Source organism: Pseudomonas sp. NPDC089741 (assembly GCF_044748825.1).
Classification (GTDB): domain Bacteria; phylum Pseudomonadota; class Gammaproteobacteria; order Pseudomonadales; family Pseudomonadaceae; genus Aquipseudomonas; species Aquipseudomonas helmanticensis.
In genome coordinates, this window is sequence record NZ_JBIVGT010000013.1 from 129,559 (window position 1) to 146,829 (window position 17,271).

Below are 17,271 nucleotides of genomic sequence, written 5' to 3' on the forward strand. Positions count from 1 at the left end.
TAGTTTTGCCCGGTCTTACGCGAAGTCACTGCGTTAAGCGTGCAATCAGCATTTGTCAGGTCGAACCAAACCCTGATTTCGGTATCTATAACCCGACTCGTCGTGGTTATCGCCGAGGGTGCCAGATCCAGAAGATCGGGCTCGATGGCTGACACTGCACTCTGCAATCCATATGAATTTGATAGGGAAGGAACACTACATGGCTCTTACTAAAGACCAACTGATCGCCGACATCGCTGAAGCTATCGACGCGCCGAAAACCACCGCGCGTAACGCTCTGGACCCACGGGGCCACAGCGGTGCCGAGCAGCTGGACCACGGCGGCGCAAGCACCTTGCCAGGTATCGGCAAGCTGAAAGTGACCGAGCGTCCTGCCCGCACTGGCCGTAACCCTTCGACTGGCGCTGCCATCGAAATCCCTGCGAAGAAAGTGATCAAGCTGGTTGTGGCCAAAGGCCTGACCGACGCTGTGAACAAGTAAGACGCAGCAATAAAAAACCGTGCACCGGAGTGATCCGGGCACGGTTTTTTTGTGCCTGCGATTCGCAGCTCCTACACGGGGCCGAGCAGGGTTAGCGGGTCCAGCGCTCGCGGCGCCAGATCTGCTGTTCGGACTTGGTCTGGAAGGTCCAGGCGACGAAACGGCTCTGCTTCTGCCCCTGGGACATCTCCACCACCTGGCTTTCCAGCACGCCGGCCTTTTTCAGTGCGGTTTCGATGGCTGGCAGGTTCGAGGCTTTCGACACCAGCGTGCTGAACCACAGCACCTTGTGCTGGAAGTTTGCGCTCTCGGCGATCAATTGCGTCACGAAGCGCGCTTCGCCGCCTTCACACCACAGCTCCGCCGACTGGCCGCCGAAGTTCAGCACTGGCAGTTTGCGTTTCGGGTCGGCACGGCCTAGCGCGCGCCATTTGCGCTCGCTGCCCTTGGTCGCTTCGTCCATCGAGGCGTGGAACGGCGGGTTGCACATGGTCAGGTCAAAGCGCTCGCCCGGCTCCAGCAAGCCGATCAGGATGTGCTTGCGGTTTTCCTGCTGGCGCAGCTGGATAACCTTGTTCAGGTCGTTGGACTGAACGATGGCGCGGGCGGCAGCGACGGCCGTCGGGTCGATCTCCGAACCGAGGAAGTGCCAGCGGTATTCGCTGTTGCCGATCAGCGGGTACACGCAGTTGGCGCCCATGCCGATATCGAGCACGTTGACGATCGCGCCGCGCGGCACTTTGCCGTCGTTCATGCTCGCCAGCAGGTCAGCGAGGAAATGCACGTAATCGGCACGGCCCGGAACAGGCGGGCAGAGGTAGTCTGCCGGGATGTCCCAATGCTGGATGCCATAAAACGACTTGAGCAGCGCCCGGTTGAACACACGCACCGCATCGGGGCTGGCGAAGTCGATGCTTTCCTTGCCGTACGGGTTGATGATCACGAACTTCGCCAGTTCCGGCGTGGTCTTGATCAGCGCCGGGAAGTCGTAACGACCCTGATGGCGATTGCGCGGGTGCAGGCTGGCCTTTTCGCGCGGTTCGACGGTCTTGGCCGGGGTCGCGGAGTCGGGCTTCTTGCGCGCAGGTTTGGGTGTGCGGGGGGCGTTCATGGGCGTGGTCGATTCGGGTATGGCTGAAAGTGGCGGGTATTGTCCCACATTGACGAGCTATGCGCCGATCCCATGTAGGAGCTGCGGGAGGCTCGGGCCGCGATCGGACGATCTTTTGATCTGGCATTTAAAAAAACATCAAAAGATCGCAGCCTTCGGCAGCTCCTACAGGGGGGAGTGTGTGGCGGGAATGAAAAAGGGAGGCCACTTGGGCCTCCCTTTTTCACTGCGATTTGCCGTTACAGGCTGGCAATCCGCGCGTGCTGCTCGGCCAGTTTGCCCAAGGCCTGTTCAGCCTCGGCCAGCTTGGCGCGTTCCTTCTCGATGACTTCGGCCGGAGCCTTGTCAACGAAACCGGCGTTGGACAGCTTGCCACCAACACGCTGGACTTCGCCCTGCAGACGCAGGATTTCCTTGTCCAGGCGCGCCAGCTCGGCGTCCTTGTCGATCAGACCGGCCATCGGCACCAGCACTTCCATCTCGCCAACCAGAGCGGTGGCGGACAACGGTGCTTCTTCGCCAGCCGCCAGAACAGTGATCGATTCCAGACGCGCGAGCTTCTTCAGCAGCGCTTCGTTCTCGGTCAGACGGCGCTGGTCTTCAGCGCTGACGTTCTTCAGGTAGATCGGCAGTGGCTTGCCCGGGCCGATGTTCATTTCGCCACGGATGTTACGCGTGCCGAGCATCAGTTCCTTGAGCCATTCGATGTCGTTCTCGGCGGCCGGATCGATGCGCTCTTCATTGGCCACCGGCCAAGGTTGCAGCATGATCGTCTTGCCCTGAATGCCGGCCAGCGGCGCGATGCGCTGCCAGATTTCTTCAGTGATGAACGGCATGAACGGATGGGCCAGACGCAATGCCACTTCCAGTACGCGAACCAGTGTGCGACGGGTGCCGCGCTGACGTTCAACCGGCGCGTTCTCGTCCCACAGCACTGGCTTGGACAGTTCCAGGTACCAGTCGCAATACTGGTTCCAGATGAACTCGTACAGCGCTTGCGCGGCGAGGTCGAAGCGGAACTGGTCGAGTTGACGGGTCACTTCGGCTTCGGTGCGCTGCAACTGCGAGATGATCCAGCGATCCGCCAGCGACAGCTCGTAGGCTTCGCCGTTCTGACCGCAGTCTTCGCCCTTGTCCAGAACGTAGCGTGCGGCGTTCCAGATCTTGTTGCAGAAGTTGCGATAGCCTTCAACGCGACCCATGTCGAACTTGATGTCGCGACCGGTCGAGGCCAGCGAGCAGAAGGTGAAGCGCAGGGCGTCGGTGCCGTAGCTGGCGATGCCGTCGGCGAACTCGTCGCGGGTCTGCTTCTCGATCTTCTTCGCCAGTTTCGGCTGCATCAGGCCGGAAGTGCGTTTCTGCACCAGGTCTTCCAGCTCGATACCGTCGATGATGTCCAGCGGGTCGAGGACGTTGCCCTTGGACTTGGACATCTTCTGGCCCTGGCCATCGCGTACCAGACCGTGGACATAAACGGTCTTGAACGGAACCTGCGGCGTGCCGTCCTCGTTCTTCATCAAGTGCATGGTCATCATGATCATCCGGGCAACCCAGAAGAAAATGATGTCGAAACCCGTCACCAGCACGTCGGTGGAGTGGAATTTCTTCAGGAACTCGGTCTGCTCAGGCCAGCCCAGGGTGGAGAACGTCCACAGACCCGAACTGAACCAGGTGTCGAGAACGTCGTTGTCCTGTTGCAGCGCCACGTCCGGACCGAGGTTGTGCTTGGCACGCACCTCGGCTTCGTCGCGACCGACGTAGACTTTGCCCGACTCGTCGTACCAGGCCGGAATCCGGTGGCCCCACCACAGCTGACGGCTGATGCACCAGTCCTGGATGTCGCGCATCCACGAGAAGTACATGTTTTCGTACTGCTTTGGCACGAACTGGATGCGACCGTCTTCAACGGCAGCAATCGCAGGCTCGGCCAATGGTTTGGTCGACACGTACCACTGGTCGGTCAGCCACGGCTCGATGATGGTGCCGGAGCGATCGCCCTTCGGCACTTTCAGGGCGTGGTCGTTGACGCTGACCAGCAGGCCGGCGGCGTCGAACGCGGCAACGATCTGCTTGCGCGCTTCAAAACGCTCAAGACCGGCGTATTCAGCCGGGATCTTGCCGTCGATGCTGTCGTTCAGCGTACCGTCGAGGTTGAACACCTGCGCTGCCGGCAGCACGTTGGCGTTCTTGTCGAAGATGTTCAGCAGCGGCAGGTTGTGGCGCTTGCCGACTTCGTAGTCGTTGAAATCGTGGGCCGGGGTGATTTTCACGCAGCCGGTGCCGAATTCAGGATCGCAATAATCGTCGGCGATGATCGGAATGCGGCGGCCAACCAGCGGCAGCTCGACAAATTTGCCGATCAAGGATTTGTAGCGCTCATCGTTCGGGTTCACCGCAACGGCGGAATCGCCGAGCATGGTTTCCGGACGGGTGGTCGCGACGATCAGGAAGTCGTTGCCTTCAGCGGTTTTCGCGCCGTCGGCCAGCGGGTACTTCAGGTTCCACAGAAAACCCTTGTCGTCGTGGTTTTCCACTTCGAGGTCGGAAATTGCCGTGTGCAGTTTGGTGTCCCAGTTGACCAGACGCTTGCCGCGATAGATCAGACCGTCTTCGTGCAGGCGCACAAACGCTTCTTTAACCGCTTCCGAGAGGCCATCGTCCATGGTGAAGCGCTCGCGGCTCCAGTCGACGGACGAACCGAGGCGGCGTTTGATCTCGGTTTCGATGTGCGGGGCGAAGTCGTCGATCACGTCTTGCATGATCAATTGCGCGGCGGCGCGCAGCTCGCTGTCGAGGTGAAGCAAGGCGTTCGGGCCTTTAGCCACGGGTGCGGCAGGTTGCGCGGCAGCTTTTGGCGCTGGTGCAGGTGATGGTTCAACGGCCGGCGGCTCGCTGCCGACAGGATCGAACAACATCGGAATCTGTTCCTGTTCGCCGTCATCGACCGTGTCGGTCAACAGCGGTGGTTGCAGGTTGTCGTCGCCGAGCAACTGGCGGATCGATTCGAGATCGTCCAGCAGGTGTGTCGGCTTTTGCTGCGGTTTCGGAGTGTCCATTGGAATGCTCAGAGTCGCTGTAAACGGTGATCTTGCAGAGGATAGCCCTGTTCGCGGTAGAAGCGAAAACTGTCCCGCGCAGCGGCTCGAATCGTCGGGTCTTCGACCACCACTTCCGCCACGCGGGCGAATTTGTTGGCGAAGGCCGGTACTTTCAAATCGAGGTTGACCAGCAAATCCTGGTGTTGGCCGCAGTCATCGCCCACGCCCAGTACGATCAAACCATCAGGTTCGCTGTCAGCCGGACCATGCGGTACGAAGGTTTCACCCTTGAACGCCCACAGGCGCGCATCGAGATCGTCACGCTGGGCCGCGTCGCTGCAATGCAGGTAGATACGGTGCCCCATGCGCCAGGCTTTCTCGGTGAGCTTGCAGGCAAAATCCAGGCGAGCCGATGGATCGGCGCTGGGCAGGATATAGAAGTCGACTTTGGTCATTGCGGTTCCTGAGTTGCCAGCGGCGCCACCGGAGAGTGGCGCCGCCGCAAGTCATCGGTTTCAGGCTTTGGCGCGATCCAGCAGGTATTGGGTCAGCAGAGGCACCGGACGGCCGGTGGCGCCTTTGTCCTTGCCGCCGCTGGTCCATGCGGTGCCCGCGATGTCCAGGTGCGCCCAGTTGAGGTTCTTGGTGAAGCGTGACAGGAAGCAGGCCGCGGTGATGGTGCCGGCTTTCGGCCCGCCAATGTTGGCGATGTCGGCGAACGGGCTGTCCAGCTGTTCTTGATACTCATCGAACAGCGGCAGTTGCCAGGCGCGGTCGTCCGCTGCCTTGCCGGCGCTGAGCAGTTGGCCGATCAGTTCGTCGTTGTTGCCCAGCAGGCCCGAGGTGTGCGCGCCCAGAGCAACGACGCAAGCGCCGGTCAGGGTGGCGATGTCGATCACCGCTTGTGGCTTGAAACGCTCGGAGTAGGTCAGCGCGTCGCACAGCACCAGACGGCCTTCGGCGTCGGTGTTGAGGATTTCCACGGTCTGGCCACTCATGGTGGTGACGATATCGCCCGGACGCGCAGCGTTGCCGCTCGGCATGTTTTCCGCGCAAGCGAGGATGCACACCAGGTTGATCGGCAGCTTCAGTTCAAGCACGGCACGCAGGGTGCCGAAGACGGAGGCGGCGCCGCCCATGTCGTACTTCATTTCGTCCATGCCGGCGCCCGGTTTCAGGCTGATGCCGCCAGTGTCGAAGGTGATGCCTTTACCAACCAGTGCGTATGGCTTCTCGGATTTCTTGCCGCCGTTGTATTGCATGACGATCAGGCGCGGTGGTTGGGCGCTGCCCTGGCCGACGGCGTAGAACGAGCCCATGCCGAGGGATTTGATCTTCTTCTCGTCGAGGACTTCGACTTTCAGATCCTTGAACTCTTTGCCCAGATCCTTGGCTTGTTCGCCGAGGAAGGTCGGGTGGCAGATGTTCGGCGGCAGGTTGCCCAGGTTACGGGTGAACGCCATGCCGTTGGCGATCGCGGTGGCGTGATTCACCGCGCGTTGCACTTCGGCTTGCGCCGCCTTGATGGTCAGCAGGGTGATTTTCTTCAGCGCGCGCGGTTCGGCTTTCTGGCTCTTGAACTGGTCGAAGGTGTATTCGCCGTCCACCAGGGTTTCCGCCAGCAGGCGGGTTTTGCCGTAGCTGTCGCGGTTTTTAACAATAATTTCATCCAGCGCCAGCACGGCGTCGCTGCCGTTCAGGCCTTTCAGGGTATTGAGGATGCCGGCAACGATTTTGCGGAACGGACGGTCGCCCAGTTCTTCATCCTTGCCCACGCCGATCAGCAGCACGCGCTCGGCTTTGAGGTTGGGCAGGCTGTGCAGCAGCAGGCTTTGACCGACCTTGCCCGCCAGATCGCCACGCTTGAGTACGGCGCTGATGGCGCCACCGCTCAGCTCATCGACCAGTTTGGCCGCGACCCCGAGCTTGCGGCCTTCGCCGACGGCAACCACCAGGGTGGCGGTTTTCAACGTTTCTGGGCTAACGCTTTTTACAACCAGTTCCATGTCCGGATCCCTGAATGAATGGTCAACACGCAGGCGTTCGACGGTGTCCGCAGTCGCCTGCTTATAGATAGAAGAGGCGCAGGCCAAAGCCTGCGACAAGGGCCGCAGTTTGAACCTCGCTCCCCGCGCCTGACAACCCTCGGTTGTACGATCTTCAACGTATTGCATGCACGGATGAGTGTGCGCAGTGACAGGCGACCTCAATCACAGGATAATGCCGCATCTTTTTCCGACGGCTCTGCGTTGCGGGCCGGTCGATGTGTTTGCTTGTTTGGCCGCCTTAGCCTGACAACCCTGGAGTGTCTGGTTTGATCGTCTTCCGTTATCTGTCCCGCGAAGTCCTGCTGACCCTCAGCGCAGTGAGTGCTGTGCTGCTGGTCATCATCATGAGCGGTCGCTTCATCAAATACCTTGCTCAGGCCGCTGCCGGCCAGCTCGATCCGGGCTCGCTGTTCCTGATCATGGGCTATCGCCTGCCGGGTTTCCTGCAACTGATTCTGCCGCTGGGCCTGTTCCTCGGGATCCTGCTGGCTTACGGTCGCCTGTACCTGGAAAGCGAAATGACCGTGCTTTCGGCGACCGGCATGAGCCAGCAGAAGCTGTTTCGCATGACGCTGTTTCCGGCAACGCTGGTGGCGCTGGTGGTGGCGTGGCTGAGCCTCGGCCTGGCCCCGCAAGGCGCCAATCAGTTTCAGTTGCTGCTGAACAAGCAGGATGCCCTGACCGAATTCGACACCCTCGAGCCGGGCCGCTTCCAGGCACTGCGCGACGGCACCCGGGTGACGTACACCGAAACCCTGAGTGACGATCGCGTCAATCTGGGCAGCGTATTCATCTCGCAGAAAAACCTCGGCGCCAATCAGAAGGATCGCGGGATTTCCGTACTGGTGGCCGAGAAGGGGCGTCAGGAAGTGCGTCCCGACGGCAATCGCTACCTTATCCTCGATAACGGCTATCGCTATGACGGCAGCCCGGGTCAGGCCGATTACCGCGCCATTCACTACGAAACCTATGGCGTGCTGCTGCCCAAGCCGGATGTCAGCGAAGAAGTCACCGACCGTGACGCCATGCCGACGTCGGCGCTGCTGAGCAGCGACGACATCCGCTCCAGAACCGAACTGCAATGGCGTCTGTCCCTGCCGCTGCTGGTGTTTATCGTGACCCTGATGGCGGTGCCGCTGTCGCGCGTGAACCCGCGTCAAGGGCGTTTCCTCAAGCTGCTGCCGGCGATTCTTCTTTATATGGCTTACCTGACCATCCTGATTGCCGCCCGCGGCGCCCTTGAAAAAGGCAAGATCCCGCCGGCCCTCGGCTTGTGGTGGGTGCATGCGATCTTCCTGATCATCGGCATCGGCCTGCTTTATTGGGAACCTCTGCGCCTGAAGATGGCCAGTCGTCGCGCAGCGCTGGAGGTGGCTCGTGGTTAAACTCGACCGCTACATCGGCAGCAGCGTGTTCATGGCGATCATCGCCGTGCTGGCGATCATCCTGGGCCTGGCGACGCTGTTTGCCTTTATCGATGAAATGGGCGATGTCAGCGATACCTACACGCTGCTCGATGTGCTCAGCTTCGTTCTGCTGACCGCGCCACGTCGACTCTATGAAATGCTGCCGATGGCGGCATTGATCGGCTGCCTGATCGGCCTCGGCAGTCTGGCCAGCAGCAGTGAGCTGACGGTCATGCGTGCCGCTGGCGTATCGATTGGCCGCATCGTCTGGGCCGTCATGAAGCCGATGCTGGTACTGATGCTGGCCGGCGTGCTGATCGGCGAATACGTCGCCCCGGCCACCGAAAGCATGGCTCAGGCCAATCGTTCGCTGGCGCAAGGCAGCGGTGATGCGCAAAGTGCCAAGCACGGTATGTGGCACCGTCAGGGTGAGGAGTTCATCCACATCAACGCCGTGCAACCGAACGGCCTGCTGTATGGCGTGACCCGCTACCACTTCGACAAGGAACGGCATCTGCTGAGTTCGAGCTTCTCGAAGAAAGCCGAGTTCGACGGCGATCACTGGCAGCTGACCGACGTGACCACCACGATGTTCCACGAGCGCAGCACCGAAGTGGTGAACACGCCGACCGAGCGTTGGGACGTGTCGCTCAGTCCGCAATTGCTCAGCACTGTGGTCATGGCGCCGGAATCGTTGTCGATCAGCGGCCTGTGGGGTTATATCCACTACCTGGCTGAGCAAGGCCTGAGCAACGGCCGCTACTGGCTGGCATTTTGGGTCAAGGTGTTGCAACCGCTGGTGACGGCCGCGCTGGTGTTGATGGCGATCTCTTTCATCTTCGGCCCGCTGCGCTCGGTAACGCTGGGGCAGCGCGTATTCACTGGCGTACTGGTGGGCTTCACCTTCCGTATTGTCCAGGACTTGCTCGGCCCTTCCAGCCTGGTGTTCGGTTTCTCGCCGCTGTTTGCGGTGCTGGTCCCGGCCGGTGTCTGTGCGCTGGCAGGTGTCTGGCTGCTGCGAAGAGCCGGTTGATGCGCGCATTTTTACCTGCGCTGTAATCTCGAAAACGCCTCGGTCGACAGATCGGGGCGTTTTTGCATGCAATCCGGGTGACAGGTGAACGTGACGCTTGCGCCGTGTATCAGGTACAATTCCCGGCTATTTTTCGGCGGGCTATGCCTGCAGCCTTTTTGAGTGTTGATCCGTGAGTGATTTGAGTCATATCCGCAATTTCTCCATCATCGCCCACATTGACCATGGCAAGTCGACGCTGGCCGATCGCTTCATCCAGATGTGCGGCGGCCTGGCCGAACGTGAAATGGAAGCCCAGGTACTGGATTCCATGGATCTGGAGCGTGAACGCGGGATCACCATCAAGGCCCATAGCGTCACCCTTTATTACACGGCCAAAGATGGCATCAAGTACCAACTGAACTTCATTGACACCCCGGGCCACGTCGACTTCACCTATGAAGTCAGCCGTTCCCTGGCAGCGTGTGAAGGTGCGTTGCTGGTGGTCGATGCCGGTCAGGGTGTTGAAGCCCAGTCCGTGGCCAACTGCTACACCGCCATCGAGCAGGGCCTAGAGGTCATGCCGGTGCTGAACAAGATCGACCTGCCGCAGGCCGATCCCGATCGCGTCAAGGACGAGATCGAGAAGATCATCGGCATCGACGCCACCGACGCCGTCACCTGCAGCGCCAAGACCGGCCTCGGTGTCGACGAAGTGCTCGAGCGTCTGGTGCAGACCATTCCTGCGCCGACCGGCAACATCGAAGATCCGCTGCAAGCGTTGATCATCGACTCCTGGTTCGACAACTACCTGGGCGTTGTCTCCCTGGTGCGCGTGCGTCATGGCCGCGTTAAGAAGGGCGACAAGATCCTCGTCAAATCGACCGGCAAGATCCACCTGGTCGACAGCGTTGGCGTATTCAACCCGAAACACACCGCCACCGTTGACCTCAAGGCCGGCGAAGTGGGCTTCATCATCGCCAGCATCAAGGACATTCACGGTGCACCGGTCGGTGACACCCTGACCCTGAGCTCGACCCCGGACGTTGAAGTGCTGCCCGGCTTCAAACGCATCCAGCCACAGGTATACGCCGGTCTGTTCCCGGTCAGCTCCGACGACTTCGAGGATTTCCGCGAAGCGCTGCAGAAGCTGACCCTCAACGACTCGTCGCTGCAATACACCCCGGAAAGCTCCGACGCACTGGGCTTCGGCTTCCGTTGCGGGTTCCTCGGCATGCTGCACATGGAAATCATCCAGGAGCGCCTCGAACGCGAGTACGACCTGGACCTGATCACCACGGCGCCGACGGTAATCTTCGAGCTGGTGCTGAAAACCGGTGAAACGATTTACGTCGATAACCCGTCGAAGCTTCCGGATATCTCGTCTGTCGAAGACATGCGCGAGCCGATCGTGCGGGCCAACATCCTCGTGCCGCAAGAGCATCTGGGCAACGTCATCACCCTGTGCATCGAGAAGCGTGGCGTCCAGGTCGACATGCTGTTCCTCGGCAATCAGGTACAGGTCACTTACGACTTGCCGATGAACGAAGTGGTTCTCGACTTCTTCGACCGTCTCAAATCCACCAGCCGTGGCTATGCTTCGCTGGACTACCACTTCGATCGCTACCAATCGGCTAATCTGGTGAAACTGGACGTGCTGATCAACGGCGACAAGGTCGATGCGCTCGCATTGATCGTGCACCGTGACAACTCGCACTACAAAGGTCGCCAGTTGACCGAGAAGATGAAAGAACTGATTCCTCGTCAGATGTTCGACGTGGCTATCCAGGCTGCCATTGGTGGTCAGATCGTTGCACGGACAACCGTCAAGGCACTCAGAAAGAACGTATTGGCCAAATGCTACGGTGGTGACGTCAGCCGTAAGAAGAAACTGCTCGAGAAGCAAAAGGCCGGTAAAAAACGCATGAAGCAAGTCGGTAACGTGGAAATTCCACAAGAAGCCTTCCTTGCAGTGCTCAGGTTGGATAGTTAGGTCCTATGTCACTAAATTTCCCGCTGTTGCTGGTCATCGCCGTGTTCGTCTGCGGCCTGTTGGCGTTGCTTGATCTGTTGATCCTGGCACCGCGTCGGCGTGCCGCCATTGCCTCTTATCAGGGCAGTGTCGGTCAGCCTGATGTCGTGGTTGTCGAGAAACTCAACAAAGAGCCGCTGCTGGTTGAATACGGCAAGTCGTTCTTTCCGGTGTTGTTCATCGTGCTGGTGCTGCGTTCGTTCCTGGTGGAACCGTTCCAGATCCCGTCCGGCTCGATGAAGCCTACGCTGGATGTTGGCGACTTCATTCTGGTGAACAAGTTTTCCTACGGTATCCGCTTGCCGGTTATCGACAAGAAAATCATCGAAGTCGGTGATCCGCAGCGCGGCGATGTCATGGTGTTCCGCTACCCGAGCGACCCGAACGTCAACTACATCAAGCGTGTAGTCGGCCTGCCGGGCGACACGATTCGCTACACCGCCGACAAGCACCTGTTTGTGAATGGCGAGTCGATCGCCGAGCAGCTGGTCGGCTCCGAGCCGGGCACGCTGGGCAGCGCTGAACTGTACAAAGAAAAACTCGGCGCCGCAGAGCACCTGATCCGCAAGGAAATGAGCCGCTACCGCGCCACACCGGACCGTTCGTGGACAGTGCCTGCCGGGCACTACTTCATGATGGGCGACAACCGCGACAATTCGAACGACAGTCGCTACTGGGATGATCCGAACATTCCCAAGGATCTGCTGGGCATGGTTCCCGACCAGAATATCGTCGGCAAGGCCTTCGCGGTCTGGATGAGCTGGCCGGAACCGAAACTCAGTCACCTGCCGAATTTCTCGCGGGTTGGCCTGATCAAGTAATCACACACGGCGCTGTTGACCACAGCGCCGAATGCATTTCTGGAGCCAGCACAATCGGCTCCGGGGCATGAAGCCACGATATTCAGGATGTAATTTTTGAACACAGCGTTAATTGTCCCAGGCCTGCGCCGTATCCCGGCGATGGCGGTGGAATCCAGCCACGAACTCAGCGTGGGTAAACCGTGAGCGTTTCTCTAAGCCGTCTCGAGCGTCAGCTCGGATACACCTTCAAGGATCAGGAGCTGATGCTGCTGGCCCTTACGCACCGCAGTTTTGCCGGGCGCAACAACGAACGCCTGGAATTCCTCGGTGATGCCATCCTCAACTTCGTCGCTGGCGAGGCGCTCTTCGATCGCTTCCCGCTGGCCCGCGAAGGCCAGTTGTCGCGTTTGCGCGCACGTCTGGTGAAAGGTGAGACGCTGGCCGTCCTGGCACGCGGTTTCGACCTGGGCGATTACCTGCGATTGGGTTCCGGTGAACTGAAGAGCGGCGGTTTCCGTCGCGAATCGATTCTGGCCGATGCCCTCGAAGCGTTGATCGGCGCCATCTTTCTCGATGCTGGCATGGACATGGCACGCGAACGCGTCCTGGCCTGGCTGGCTGGCGAGTTCGAAGGCCTGACGCTGGTCGATACCAACAAGGATCCGAAAACCCGTCTGCAGGAACACCTGCAATCGCGCGGTTGCGATCTGCCACGCTACGAAGTGGTGGATATCCAGGGCGAGCCGCACTGCCGAATTTTCTTCGTCGAGTGCGAAGTTGTCTTACTGAATGAAAAAAGCCGAGGTCAGGGTGTGAGCCGTCGTATTGCCGAACAGGTAGCGGCCGCCGCAGCACTGATTGCCCTGGGCGTGGAGAATGGCAATGACTGATACAAACGCAACTCGCTGTGGCTATGTTGCCATCGTCGGCCGTCCCAACGTCGGCAAGTCGACGTTGTTGAACCACATCCTCGGCCAGAAGCTCGCGATCACTTCGCGCAAGCCGCAGACCACTCGCCACAATATGCTCGGGATCAAAACCGAGGGTGACGTGCAAGCGATCTACGTCGACACCCCGGGCATGCACAAGGGTGGCGAAAAGGCCCTGAACCGTTACATGAACAAAACCGCTTCGGCCGCGTTGAAAGACGTCGACGTGGTGATCTTCGTCGTTGACCGCACCAAGTGGACCGATGAAGACCAGATGGTGCTGGAACGCGTGCAGTACGTGACCGGCCCGCTGATCGTCGCGCTGAACAAGACCGATCGCATCGAAGACAAAGCCGAGCTGATGCCGCACCTGAGCTGGCTGCAGGAACAACTGCCGAACGCGCAGATCATTCCGATTTCCGCACAGCACGGGCACAACCTCGAAGCGCTGGAAAAGGTCATCGCCGATCACCTGCCTGAGAACGATCACTTCTTCCCGGAAGACCAGATCACTGACCGCAGCAGCCGCTTCCTCGCCGCCGAACTGGTACGCGAGAAAATCATGCGCCAGATGGGCGCCGAGCTGCCGTACCAGATCACCGTCGAAATCGAAGAGTTCAAGCAGCAGGGCAAGACCCTGCATATCCACGCCTTGATCCTCGTTGAACGTGACGGCCAGAAGAAGATCATCATTGGCGACAAGGGCGAGCGTATCAAGCGCATCGGCACCGAAGCGCGCAAGGACATGGAGCTGCTGTTCGACTCCAAGATCATGCTCAACCTGTGGGTGAAGGTGAAGGGCGGCTGGTCCGACGACGAGCGCGCACTGCGTTCGCTGGGTTACGGCGACCTGTAAGCGATTCGAAGATCAAAAGATCGCAGCCTTCGGCAGCTCCTACATGACGTAAGCCTGTAGGAGCTGCCGAAGGCTGCGATCTTTTTTGCAATCCCTGATCGGGAAACAACGTTCATGTCGCAAAACCCGCCTCCCGCCCAACCCGCCTACGTCCTGCACAGTCGCGCCTACCGTGAAACCAGTGCGCTGGTGGATTTCCTCACGCCGCAAGGTCGGCTGCGGGCGGTGTTGCGCAGTGCGCGAGGCAAGGCCGGGACGTTGGCGCGGCCATTCGTGTCGCTGGAAGTCGAGTTTCGCGGCAAGGGCGAATTGAAGAATGTCGGGCGCATGGAAAGTGCCGGCACTTCGGCGTGGCTCAACGGTGAGGCGCTGTTCAGCGGTCTCTATCTCAATGAACTGCTGATCCGCTTGCTGCCTGCAGAAGATCCGCACCCGGGCGTATTCGATCACTACGCCGCGACCTTGCTGGCATTGGCTGAAGGCCGTCCGCTGGAGCCATTGCTGCGCTCTTTCGAGTGGCGACTATTGGACGATCTCGGTTACGGCTTTTCACTGAATACCGATGTTCACGGCGAGCCCATCGCTCCGGATGGACTCTACCGTTTGCAAGTGGATGCGGGCCTGGAACGGGTTTTCCTGCTGCAGCCCGGCCTGTTCAACGGTGTTGAGTTGCTGGCCATGGCCGAAGCCGACTGGACCGCCCCCGGCGCGCTGTCCGCCGCCAAGCGCTTGATGCGTCAGGCATTGGCCGTTCATCTGGGCGGTCGTCCTCTCGTCAGTCGCGAATTGTTTCGCAAGCCCTGATCACCCCGTATGCTGTGCGCCGAATCTCTCAATTCAGGAGCGCATCCGTGACCACCAGCAATCGCATTCTTCTTGGCGTGAACATCGACCACGTCGCCACCCTGCGTCAGGCCCGTGGCACGCGCTACCCGGATCCGGTCAAGGCTGCACTGGACGCGGAAGAGGCGGGCGCCGATGGCATCACCGTGCACCTGCGCGAAGACCGCCGACACATTCAGGAGCGCGATGTACTGCTGCTCAAGGATGTGCTGCAAACCCGCATGAATTTCGAAATGGGCGTCACCGAAGAAATGATGGCGTTCGCCGAGCGGATTCGCCCGGCGCATATCTGTCTGGTCCCGGAAACCCGTCAGGAGCTGACCACTGAAGGCGGCCTTGATGTAGCGGGGCAGGAAGAACGGATCAAGGCTGCGGTTGAGCGTCTGTCGAAGATCGGCAGCGAAGTGTCGCTGTTCATCGATGCCGACGAGCGCCAGATCGCCGCGTCGAAGCGCGTCGGTGCGCCGGCCATCGAGTTGCACACCGGTCGTTACGCCGATGCCGAAACCCCGACTGAAGTGGCTGAAGAATTGAAGCGTGTGGCGGATGGCGTGGCGTTTGGTCTGGCCCAAGGCTTGATCGTTAACGCGGGTCACGGTTTGCATTACCACAACGTTGAAGCGGTGGCGGCGATCAAAGGCATCAATGAACTGAACATCGGCCATGCGCTGGTGGCGCATGCCTTGTTCGTCGGCTTCAAGTCTGCCGTGTCCGAGATGAAAGCGCTGATTCTGGCTGCTGCTCTCAAGGGCTAAGATCAAAAGATCGCAGCCTTCGGCAGCTCCTACAGGTGTACGCATAACCCTGTAGGAGCTGCCGAAGGCTGCGATCTTTTACTTTTAAAGGGGGGCAGGTTCTTGCGCCGGTTTTGACTTGTCGATGCCCGGCACATGCAGATTGCCCTCAGCTACCTGATCACCCTCAAGCTGCGGCTGGGTCACCCAAGTCAAAATGTCGTAATAACGTCGAATGTTCGCCACAAAATGCACCGGCTCGCCGCCCCGGGCATAGCCATAGCGCGTTTTGCTGTACCACTGCTTCTGCGACAGACGCGGCAGGATCTTCTTCACATCCAGCCACTTGTCCGGGTTCAAGCCTTCCTTGGCTGTCAGTTTGCGCGCGTCATCCAGATGACCGCTGCCAACGTTGTAGGCCGCCAGGGCAAACCATGTACGGTCTGGTTCCTTGATTGAATCGTCGAGCTGATCCTTCATGTACGCCAGGTACTTGGCGCCGCCCATGATGCTCTGCTTCGGGTCGAGGCGGTTGGACACGCCCATCGCCTGTGCGGTGTTCTGCGTGAGCATCATCAGCCCGCGCACACCGGTTTTCGAGGTGACGGTCGGCTGCCACAGCGATTCCTGATAACCGATCGCCGCCAGCAGGCGCCAGTCGACTTTCTCTTTCTTCGCGTAATTCTTGAAGTGTTGTTCGTATTTCGGCAGGCGCTGCTGCAAGTGCTGGGCGAAGGTGGTGGCGCCCATGTAGCCGAGGACGTCGACGTGGCCGTAGTAACGGTCTTTCAGGCGCTGCAGGGTGCCGTTCTTCTGCACTTTGTCCAGATACGCGTTGATCTCGTTGAGCAGGCTGTTGTCTTCGCCCGGGCCTACGGCCCAGCTTTGGCTGCGCGCATCGCCGAGGTCGAAAGCCACGCGGATGTTGGTGAAGTACACCTGGTTCATCGCCACTTCGTTGGAATCGACCAGGGTCAGGTCGATCTGACCTTCATCGACCATGCGCAACAGGTCGACCACTTCAACCGCATCGGACTCTTCGTATTCGATGCCGGGGTATTTCTTTTTCAGCTCGGCCAGTTGCTCAGCGTGGGTGCTGCCCTTGAGCACCATGATCTTCTTGCCGACCAGATCACCAGGATCGGTCGGCCGCGACTGGCCATTGCGGTAAATGATCTGCGGGGTGACTTCGAGATAGGAGTGCGAGAAGCGCACCTGCTTCTTGCGTTGTTCGCTGCTGACCAGACCAGCGGCGGCCAGCACCGGGCCGTTCGGTTTGCCGATCTGGTCGAAAAGGTCATCGAGGTTGTCGGCAGTCTCGATCTTCAGTTCAACACCCAAATCGTCGGCGAAGCGCTTCACCAGCTCGTATTCGAAGCCGGTTTCACCGCTGCGATCCTGAAAGTAGGTGGCGGGGCTGTTACGGGTAATCACCCGCAGCACACCATCCTCCTTTATGCGCTCCAGCGTGTTGGGTTTATCAACACAGCCACTGAGCATCAGGAAGAGTCCGGTTGCGATCAGCCATTTGGCGTACCGCGGACGCAAAGCCGTTGGGAAAAACATGTGCGCAGTATACGCAAACGGCTGCGGGCGCCATATCTCGACAGCGCAGGGTCAGTCTGCTAGCGATCACAAAACTGCACGAAACCCCGTAGGAGCGGGCCTTTAAGGCTTTTTGTTACAGTAAAAATAAGCAGCCTGTGAATAGCCGATTTACCTGACTTTGGAGTCGGAAACACAGATTGATACCCGAGTGCAACCGTGCGTAGCGTTTCGGGTGATGTTGGGGGCGGTTTAGGCTAGAATGCACGGCCTCAAAGCACACCCCTTCCCGAGGCTGTCCCGAAGATGTTGATCCTGCGCGGCGCTCCTGCCCTTTCTGCCTTTCGCCACTGCCAGCTCCGTGAGCCACTGAGCCAGCAGGTTCGTGCGGGCGGTGGCCTGTATGCTGACGGCGCTCTCTGGGCCGAGGTCC

At 59.7% G+C, this 17,271-nt stretch carries 14 protein-coding genes and 1 pseudogene; 10 read left to right on the top strand and 5 right to left on the bottom strand.

The window, feature by feature from the left end:
* Window positions 1-199 precede the first annotated feature (199 nt).
* A complete protein-coding gene (locus ACIPZE_RS15345; protein ID WP_400773654.1) occupies window positions 200-481 on the top strand; it encodes an HU family DNA-binding protein in 282 nt (93 codons plus the stop codon).
* A gap of 91 nt (window positions 482-572) precedes the next feature.
* Here ACIPZE_RS15345 and rlmF read toward each other — a convergent pair whose 3' ends face one another.
* From rlmF to ACIPZE_RS15365, 4 genes and pseudogenes are all read right to left on the bottom strand, one after another.
* Entirely contained in the window at window positions 573-1,592 is a 1,020-nt protein-coding gene (rlmF, locus tag ACIPZE_RS15350) for a 23S rRNA (adenine(1618)-N(6))-methyltransferase RlmF (protein WP_283437587.1), read from the bottom strand.
* Between the two features lie 239 nt (window positions 1,593-1,831).
* Window positions 1,832-4,300 (bottom strand): annotated as a pseudogene (locus tag ACIPZE_RS15355) (valine--tRNA ligase); the annotation flags it as partial.
* A gap of 356 nt (window positions 4,301-4,656) precedes the next feature.
* The gene (locus ACIPZE_RS15360) at window positions 4,657-5,085 is read right to left on the bottom strand and encodes a DNA polymerase III subunit chi (protein ID WP_064393280.1); all 429 of its coding nucleotides are present in this window, start codon (window positions 5,083-5,085) and stop codon (window positions 4,657-4,659) included.
* Between the two features lie 60 nt (window positions 5,086-5,145).
* Window positions 5,146-6,636 carry a leucyl aminopeptidase gene (locus ACIPZE_RS15365; protein ID WP_129389531.1) on the bottom strand — a complete coding sequence of 497 codons (1,491 nt, stop codon included), beginning with the start codon at window positions 6,634-6,636 and terminating at the stop codon, window positions 5,146-5,148.
* A 308-nt stretch (window positions 6,637-6,944) separates the two neighbouring features.
* On the opposite strand from ACIPZE_RS15365, the gene lptF reads away from it, so the two are divergent.
* The 8 genes from lptF to pdxJ all read left to right on the top strand — a co-directional run bounded on the left by lptF (window position 6,945) and on the right by pdxJ (window position 15,314).
* The gene (gene lptF / locus ACIPZE_RS15370; protein ID WP_129389535.1) at window positions 6,945-8,063 is read left to right on the top strand and encodes an LPS export ABC transporter permease LptF; all 1,119 of its coding nucleotides are present in this window, start codon (window positions 6,945-6,947) and stop codon (window positions 8,061-8,063) included.
* Window positions 8,056-9,117, top strand: coding sequence for an LPS export ABC transporter permease LptG (gene lptG / locus ACIPZE_RS15375; protein WP_129389537.1), 1,062 nt, complete (start codon window positions 8,056-8,058; stop codon window positions 9,115-9,117). The genes lptF and lptG overlap by 8 nt, the downstream gene beginning before the upstream one ends.
* Window positions 9,118-9,289: 172 nt before the next feature.
* Window positions 9,290-11,089, top strand: a complete 1,800-nt coding sequence (gene lepA / locus ACIPZE_RS15380) for a translation elongation factor 4 (RefSeq protein WP_129389540.1) — start codon at window positions 9,290-9,292, stop codon at window positions 11,087-11,089.
* 5 nt (window positions 11,090-11,094) lie between these two features.
* Window positions 11,095-11,949: a signal peptidase I gene (gene lepB, locus ACIPZE_RS15385; protein ID WP_129389542.1), complete on the top strand. Its 855-nt coding sequence runs from the start codon at window positions 11,095-11,097 to the stop codon at window positions 11,947-11,949.
* 182 nt (window positions 11,950-12,131) lie between these two features.
* On the top strand, window positions 12,132-12,821 hold the full coding sequence (gene rnc, locus ACIPZE_RS15390; protein WP_400773661.1) for a ribonuclease III: 690 nt from the start codon (window positions 12,132-12,134) through the stop codon (window positions 12,819-12,821).
* Window positions 12,814-13,716, top strand: coding sequence for a GTPase Era (era, locus tag ACIPZE_RS15395; protein ID WP_016771562.1), 903 nt, complete (start codon window positions 12,814-12,816; stop codon window positions 13,714-13,716). Before rnc ends, era begins: the two co-directional genes overlap by 8 nt.
* A 114-nt stretch (window positions 13,717-13,830) precedes the next feature.
* A complete protein-coding gene (gene recO / locus ACIPZE_RS15400) occupies window positions 13,831-14,520 on the top strand; it encodes a DNA repair protein RecO (RefSeq protein ID WP_129389549.1) in 690 nt (229 codons plus the stop codon).
* A gap of 47 nt (window positions 14,521-14,567) precedes the next feature.
* Window positions 14,568-15,314, top strand: a complete 747-nt coding sequence (gene pdxJ, locus ACIPZE_RS15405) for a pyridoxine 5'-phosphate synthase (RefSeq protein WP_047292711.1) — start codon at window positions 14,568-14,570, stop codon at window positions 15,312-15,314.
* Window positions 15,315-15,398: 84 nt separating this feature from the next.
* Here the strand turns inward: pdxJ and mltF are convergent, their stop codons facing one another.
* Window positions 15,399-16,859 carry a membrane-bound lytic murein transglycosylase MltF gene (mltF, locus tag ACIPZE_RS15410; protein ID WP_400773665.1) on the bottom strand — a complete coding sequence of 487 codons (1,461 nt, stop codon included), beginning with the start codon at window positions 16,857-16,859 and terminating at the stop codon, window positions 15,399-15,401.
* Window positions 16,860-17,144: 285 nt separating this feature from the next.
* Here mltF and ACIPZE_RS15415 point away from each other — a divergent pair.
* On the top strand, window positions 17,145-17,271 hold a 127-nt coding region (locus ACIPZE_RS15415), incomplete at its 3' end, for a hypothetical protein (RefSeq protein WP_400773668.1).

Coding starts and splice junctions, on each gene's coding strand:
- era (WP_016771562.1), top strand. CDS start 12,814: ATGACTGATACAAACGCAACTCGCTGTGGCTATGTTGCCATCGTCGGC.
- rlmF (WP_283437587.1), bottom strand. CDS start 1,592: ATGAACGCCCCCCGCACACCCAAACCTGCGCGCAAGAAGCCCGACTCC.
- lepB (WP_129389542.1), top strand. CDS start 11,095: ATGTCACTAAATTTCCCGCTGTTGCTGGTCATCGCCGTGTTCGTCTGC.
- ACIPZE_RS15360 (WP_064393280.1), bottom strand. CDS start 5,085: ATGACCAAAGTCGACTTCTATATCCTGCCCAGCGCCGATCCATCGGCT.
- recO (WP_129389549.1), top strand. CDS start 13,831: ATGTCGCAAAACCCGCCTCCCGCCCAACCCGCCTACGTCCTGCACAGT.
- ACIPZE_RS15345 (WP_400773654.1), top strand. CDS start 200: ATGGCTCTTACTAAAGACCAACTGATCGCCGACATCGCTGAAGCTATC.
- mltF (WP_400773665.1), bottom strand. CDS start 16,859: ATGTTTTTCCCAACGGCTTTGCGTCCGCGGTACGCCAAATGGCTGATC.
- ACIPZE_RS15365 (WP_129389531.1), bottom strand. CDS start 6,636: ATGGAACTGGTTGTAAAAAGCGTTAGCCCAGAAACGTTGAAAACCGCC.